Origin of the sequence: Coleofasciculus sp. FACHB-712, assembly GCF_014695635.1 — a bacterium.
Lineage (GTDB): Bacteria > Cyanobacteriota > Cyanobacteriia > Cyanobacteriales > FACHB-T130 > FACHB-T130.
In genome coordinates this window covers 1-6,391 of the sequence record NZ_JACJOQ010000368.1, presented here as the reverse complement: position 1 = coordinate 6,391, position 6,391 = coordinate 1, and the positions used below count along the sequence as shown (strand labels likewise).

At 45.3% G+C, this 6,391-nt stretch carries 6 protein-coding genes; 1 reads left to right on the top strand and 5 read right to left on the bottom strand.

Going from position 1 to position 6,391, the window contains the following annotated elements:
* Positions 1–212 precede the first annotated feature (212 nt).
* Complete coding sequence (locus H6F50_RS10165; RefSeq protein WP_190410490.1) at positions 213–482, bottom strand: GlsB/YeaQ/YmgE family stress response membrane protein; 270 nt, start codon at positions 480–482, stop codon at positions 213–215.
* A 394-nt stretch (positions 483–876) separates the two neighbouring features.
* Between H6F50_RS10165 and H6F50_RS10160 the strand changes: the two genes are divergently transcribed.
* On the top strand, positions 877–1,698 hold the full coding sequence (locus H6F50_RS10160) for a M48 family metallopeptidase (protein WP_190428607.1): 822 nt from the start codon (positions 877–879) through the stop codon (positions 1,696–1,698).
* A gap of 35 nt (positions 1,699–1,733) precedes the next feature.
* Here H6F50_RS10160 and H6F50_RS10155 read toward each other — a convergent pair whose 3' ends face one another.
* The 4 genes from H6F50_RS10155 to H6F50_RS10140 form a co-directional block, all read right to left on the bottom strand.
* On the bottom strand, positions 1,734–3,701 hold the full coding sequence (locus tag H6F50_RS10155; RefSeq protein ID WP_190428606.1) for a WG repeat-containing protein: 1,968 nt from the start codon (positions 3,699–3,701) through the stop codon (positions 1,734–1,736).
* Positions 3,701–4,480 (bottom strand): S-layer homology domain-containing protein, encoded by a 780-nt coding sequence (locus H6F50_RS10150; RefSeq protein WP_190410492.1) that lies wholly within the window; start codon positions 4,478–4,480, stop codon positions 3,701–3,703. The genes H6F50_RS10155 and H6F50_RS10150 overlap by 1 nt, the downstream gene beginning before the upstream one ends.
* A gap of 154 nt (positions 4,481–4,634) precedes the next feature.
* Positions 4,635–5,822, bottom strand: a complete 1,188-nt coding sequence (purT, locus tag H6F50_RS10145) for a formate-dependent phosphoribosylglycinamide formyltransferase (protein WP_190428605.1) — start codon at positions 5,820–5,822, stop codon at positions 4,635–4,637.
* Between the two features lie 299 nt (positions 5,823–6,121).
* Positions 6,122–6,391: HAD-IA family hydrolase (locus H6F50_RS10140; protein ID WP_190428604.1), on the bottom strand; the 270-nt coding region annotated here is incomplete at its 5' end.

Below are 6,391 nucleotides of genomic sequence, written 5' to 3'. Positions count from 1 at the left end.
GCGATCGCGTTCTTTGATCTCATTGCATTGAAAGTGTAGGGGAGTCTCTGATACTCCCCTACTGACGAGGCGTATACTACTTACCTGTCGTCTATTACAACGCAATTTTCACTTCCTTGAAAATTAATCAGTTGCCCAAGACTCGCCCAAGAGCTGCGATCGCAGATTGAGCATTTTGACTCTGCCGAACGAAGTGGCAGATGTAGCGCTACTTAAGCGGCGCGGCGAGTGAGTAAGTTCCACAGGAAGACTGCAACGATTGCGCCTAAAACAGCGACAATGATTCCAGGAATGCTCAAGCTAGAAGCTGCTAATTGTAGAGTCCCCGTTTGCAGGAAAGTACCGATACTACCGCCTACGAAAGCTCCAATGATTCCTAGTACGATGGTTCCTAGAATACCACCGCCTTGATGACCCGGATAAATAGCTTTAGCAATTGCACCAGCAATCAGACCTAAAACGATCCAAGCAATAATGTTCATGGTTCTGATTCCTTAATAGTCTCTTCTTTACATTTACAGATTAACAGTTCAAATAGAGCAATCCTATCTGCCACACGATATAAGTGTCTTTACCTCAAAAGATAGGCAAACAGATAGGCAAACGGCATTCTTTTCACGTTCAGATTCCTAAAGCGCTAATTCGTCTATTGATTGCACCGAACTTTCTACTCAATTAATAATATTTAACATTGGGGTAAAAGAGGATAAACGCTTAGGTTCAAGCTCTAGAGTTGCCTTCATCCTACAAAAAAACTAAATAAAGCATCCTTCGGACTGATGTTAAATTACCGAGCAGTATGATAACCTCCGGACGAATAAATCGGGAGAATAAGCAGTGAGAGCGCTAATCCGGCTGGGAATTGCACTGTTACTTATGCTATTTGGGTTAGTTAGTTACTGCACTACGACAGTGGAGAACCCGGTAACTGGGGAAAAGCAGCGGGTGCAACTTTCGCCAAAGGAGGAAGTCGTCTTGGGACTGCAAGCGCGATCGCAAATGGCGGCGAAATTTGGCGGTCTGTACCCAGATCCGGCGCTACAAAACTATATTGACAAAGTAGGAAATGAGGTAGTGCAGGAGTCAAAGGCGAAGACTTCCGGCTATCCCTTTGAATTTCATCTGCTGCGCGACCCTCAAACGATTAATGCCTTCGCGTTGCCGGGAGGACAAATTTTTATTACTGCGGGTTTGCTGCGTCGTCTTTCTTCTGAAGCACAACTGGCGTCTGTGTTGGGGCACGAGGTCGGGCACGTTGTGGGACGACACGGGGCGGAACGCTTGGCAAAGCAGCAACTTGGTACAGCACTGGTAACAGCGGTTGGAGTTGCGGCGAGTGACGACCAAGGTGGCGGTCGGCAGGCACAAGTGATTGCCCAAGCAGTGAACCAGATTGTCAATCTGCGCTACGGACGGGAGGACGAACTAGAAAGCGATCGCCTTGGCGTTCAGTTTATGGCGCAAGCTGGATATAACCCTAAAGCCAGTGTCGAAGTGATGCAGATTCTGGCGAGTGCCAGGAGTGGCGGTCAATCCCCGGAGTTTTTCAGCACCCACCCCAACCCTGAAAACCGAATTCAAAAACTACAGGCTTTGATCTCTCAAACCTATCCCAACGGCGTTCCACCACAATTAGAGATTGGACGCGAGGACTTTGCTCAGTCTGTGCGATCGCGTTTGCCACCCGCAACTCAGTAACGACCGGGAAACTCACCCTTACAGCCCTCAGCCCTTCAAGACAGCACATTCCGAATGTAGCCCCACTTCCCGCCGCTGAAAGACAATTCCCCATTCTCACCGGAACGCCACGATCCACCAATATTAACCAGCGCCAATCCTTGGGAAAAGGATTGCGCGTTGTCAAATTCTGTAGGAATGACCAGCTTTCCTATCTTGTTAATATAGCCCCACTTGCCAGCAATTTTGACTGCTGCTAGCCCTTCTACAAAAGACTCAGCATCCTCAAATTGCGGCAAAATTACCACCTTTCCAGTTTTATCGATATACTGCCATTTCCCAGCAAGTTTTACCGCTGCTAATTTTTCTGAAAAAGATTTAGCGTCCTCAAATTGTGGCAATATTACCAGCTTTCCCGTCGTGTCAATATAACCATATTTTCCACCAACACCAATGCGTGCCATTCCTTCCGAAAAGGCATCAGCGCTATCAAATTGCGGAGGAATTGTGAGGGTGTTTGGATTAAAAATAGTTTGGAAGCGAAGCAGAAAGTTGTTGATCCAACCCTGGGGAGCATCTAGCGCCTTAGTGTTCCTCCGATCGATGTAGCCCCACTTGTTCTCTATCTTGACTGCTGCCAACCCTTCTGAAAAAGACTTAGCTTCATCAAATTGCAGCGGAATGACGAGTTTCCCCGTATTATCGAGATAACCATATTTGCTACCAATTTTTATCGCTGCCATCCCTTCTCTAAAATACTCAGCGCTATCAAATTGGAATCGGCTAATCAATTTTCCGGTAGTATCAATAAAGCTCCATTTATAGCCCATTTTGACTCGCGCCAACCCGCTATGAAAAGAATCCACCCAGTCAAATTGCGGCTGGCTGAGACTTTTTCCGGTCGTGTCGATATAGCTATATTTGCCGCCAATTCTCCGACTGGTAAAACCAAGCTGTTTTAATGGTGAGGGATTAAAAGGTGCAGGCTGGGAGTAGGGGCCAGAACGCAAGGCTTTGGCTAAGGCGTCATTGTCTTCTCGCAGACCTTCGTAGAAGAAGAAAACTTCGCCTTGAATGCCACGAAAGCGATTGTAAGCGATCGCTTGCAACAAGTATTCGGCGCTGATGCGATATCCCCCGACTTTGAGTAAAATACCGGGTATCAGGGTTGGTAGCTGTTCCGGGGTAAATTGCTGGGCGACAAGACTATCAACCAGTTGTTTGTAACTAGAGAAATCGCGGCGATACAACTGTGGATGCATCATATCAACTAACCCGCGATCGCTCCAAGCTTTGGGATCTTGCAAGTATTCCTGAAGTGCCCAACCGTGGGGACTCGGTGCCAGTGAAATCAGCAAGTCTGGCTTAATATTAATGACTTCTTGGTAGAGGCGAGTTAAAAAATCCGTGAGAATATCCGCACGCCACTGAAGCCATTGCGGATCTTTTGGGTTTTGTGGAGGATTTTGGAAGAACTGCTGAAAGTAGCGATCGCTTGTTCGTCGATCGTAGCCCCCTTCGCTTGGAAGTGCAGGCAGGCGATCGTCCCCTTGAATGCCGCTAATATCGTAATTTTTGACAACTTCTAGCACTAAATTGAGTAAGAATTCCTGCACTTCAGAATCAAGGGCATTCATCCACTCGAAACTATTCTTTTTAACTAAATTCCCGCTGTTATCGCGGGCACCCCAATCAGGTTTTTTCGCAAGAATATGCCCGCCATTTTGATTGTAAGAAGCGGCGAATCCGTATTCAAACCAGGGAATCACCTCAAGTCCAACTCGACGCGCCTCAGTTACCATTTCAGCCAAGGGATCGCGATCGCGATATCGCGGATCAATTTCGACTCCAAAATTGTCCTGCATCACTTTACTGGGATATAGCGTAAAGGCGCTATTCCAAATAACAGGAAAGACTACATTGAACCCAGTTTGAGCGAGGAAATCCATCGCCGCAGCAATGTTTTGCCGAGAATTCAGAACTTTGCTATCTGTTGTGGTAATCCAGACACCGCGAGTTTCCATTACTGCCTCTTTGGCGCGTATTGTCTAATTAGTGCCACTCCTTCAGAAAAAGCATCCGCTTCATCAAATTGTGGCGAGATTACGAGTTTACCCGTTTTATCGATATAACCCCACTTATCAGCAATTTTGACTCGTGCTAATCCTTCCGAAAAAGCTTCAGCTTCATCAAATTGCGGTTGAATCACCACAAATTCCATCCCTGGAATATACTGCAACGGCACACCAGAAATGCTTAAAGCGCGACAGATTAAAGCTGCAATCTCGCCTCTTGTGGCATTCTGATTGGGGTTAAAGCGTCGGACATTAGGATAATTTACGATAAGATATCTTTCGGTTGCAGACGCGATCGCGCCAATTGCATAATTGGGAATCTGCGCCGCATCCTCAAAATACTTCTTTAATATTTCGCTAGGATTTGTGGGAGCGCCATACTTCAACCCCGACACCAAAGCCACTAAAGCTTGCACTCGCGGAATCGGCTGGCTGGGCTTAAATGTGCGATCTGGATAGCCAGACAAAAAACCAGCCCGATAAACAATTTGAATCGCCTGATAAGCCCAATGACTTGAAGGTACATCCACAAAGTTAATCGCATTCCGAATCGGGACAGTATTGGGAAACGCTTTTCGCACCAGCGCCGCAAACTCTGCCCGCGTCACCTGTGCATTCGGACGAAAACTGCCATCTGGGTAGCCGCTAATTAGATTTCGTTCATGTAGTTGTTTGATACACTCTTGCGCCCAATGGTTTTGAATATCAGAAAAGATAAGCTCGTTCAACTTGACTAACTCCTGAATTTTAATTTACCTATTAATACAATTCTCATATTTAAAGACAAAATATTTGCTCCACCCTATATTCTTTGGCAAAAGGTAGAATCTTATCCTAGCCCCCCTTAAAAAGGGGGGTTGGGGGATTTCTAATAATCAAGCATCAATAATGATCGTCTTGATTAACAATTTTAATCTTGCTAGCGGCTTTAGTCGCTTTATTCCGCGCCTCTTGGACATTACTTGCTTTCGCCAAAGCGACTCCCATTCTGCGGTTAGGGCGAGAATTTGGCTTTCCAAATAACCGGATATCTACATTCGGTTCAGATAAAGCCTCTTGCACCTCCATAAAAGCGATTGAATTTGAATGCTTACTTGCCAGAATTACTGCACTTGCTGAATCCCCTAATAGTTCTATTTTAGGAATTGGTAAGCCTAAAACTGCTCTTAGATGCAATTCAAATTCATTCAAATTTTGAGAAATTAATGTCACCATTCCCGTATCATGAGGTCTGGGAGAAAGTTCGGAAAAAATTACAGAATCTTTGGTAATAAAGAACTCCACCCCGAAGATTCCAGCGCCTCCCAAAGCATCAGTAACTTTTTGCGCGATCGCCTGTGCTTCCAAAAGCAATTTTTCTGGCATTTTTGCGGGTTGCCAAGATTCTTGATAATCCCCTCTTTCTTGACGATGACCAATAGGAGGGCAGAAAATAGTCGGAGCATTCCACTGCTTAATGGTTAGCAAGGTTATTTCTAATTCAAAAGGAATGAACTCTTCGACAATAACTTTTTGAGTATCTCCTCTAGATCCTTCAATCGCATACTTCCATGCCGCTTCAACTTCATCGCTCGAATGGACAACCGATTGACCTTTTCCAGAGGATGACATCACAGGTTTCACGACATTGGGAAACCCAATTTTGTCACAAGCATCAATAAATTCTTCTAACTTTGTTGCATAAGCATATTTAGCAGTTCTAATTCCTAACTGTTGATGGGCAAGTTCCCTAATTCGGTCTCGATTCATCGTGTAATGGGTAGCAGTAGCAGTCGGAATGACTGTAAACCCTCTCTTTTCAAATTCAATCAGTTTCTCTGTCCTTATCGCTTCGATTTCTGGAATAATTAAATCTGGCTGATGTTTTTGCACAACGGCTTCTAGGTCATCAGCGCTAAGCATAGAAATTACTTCAAATTCATCAGCAACTTGCATCGCTGGAGCATTATGATAGCGATCCACTGCAATGACATAGTTGCCCAGACGTTGGGCAGCAATGACAAATTCTTTGCCGAGTTCTCCCGAACCAAGCAGCATAATCTTTTGAGGAAGCTTCAGAGAGTGTCCCATTGATTTTTTGACTTCGAGCTATCAGATTTCGCCAATTCATTGTAAAACTAAGCAGCGCTATTTAGATCGCGATCGCCTAGAATTTACACATTATCCTTTCCTAAGTGGCGGAGGGCGGCTTTATCCCAAATTTTAGGGATAAATTAGGTCTCTGGCTATCAAACCTACCTCTACAAAAATCAAACTGTACATCCACAGAAATATAAATATCGCAATCCTAATTCATTCATAAAATCGGAGAGATCTCTTCTTACTCGTCCTCAGTGCTTTATAGCGAAGAGAGTGTAGCGTTAATAAATTCAATTAGGATCGGGATCGTTTTTTGCGGGAGAATCTAGCCACGTCCACAACTGCGGAGAGGTGAAATCAGGCACTGCAAAAATTGCTCCGCAGTCGCAGAGAACTTTGGGGTCGTAGGTTGAGGCAATGCCAATTGTCGCAATGCCTGCGCCTACCGATGAACGAATGCCGGAGGGAGAGTCTTCAAAAGCGATCGCTTGTTTCGCTTTAATACCAAAATAATCTAACGCCAGTTGATAGGGAGCCGGATCGGGCTTGCCCGCGATCGC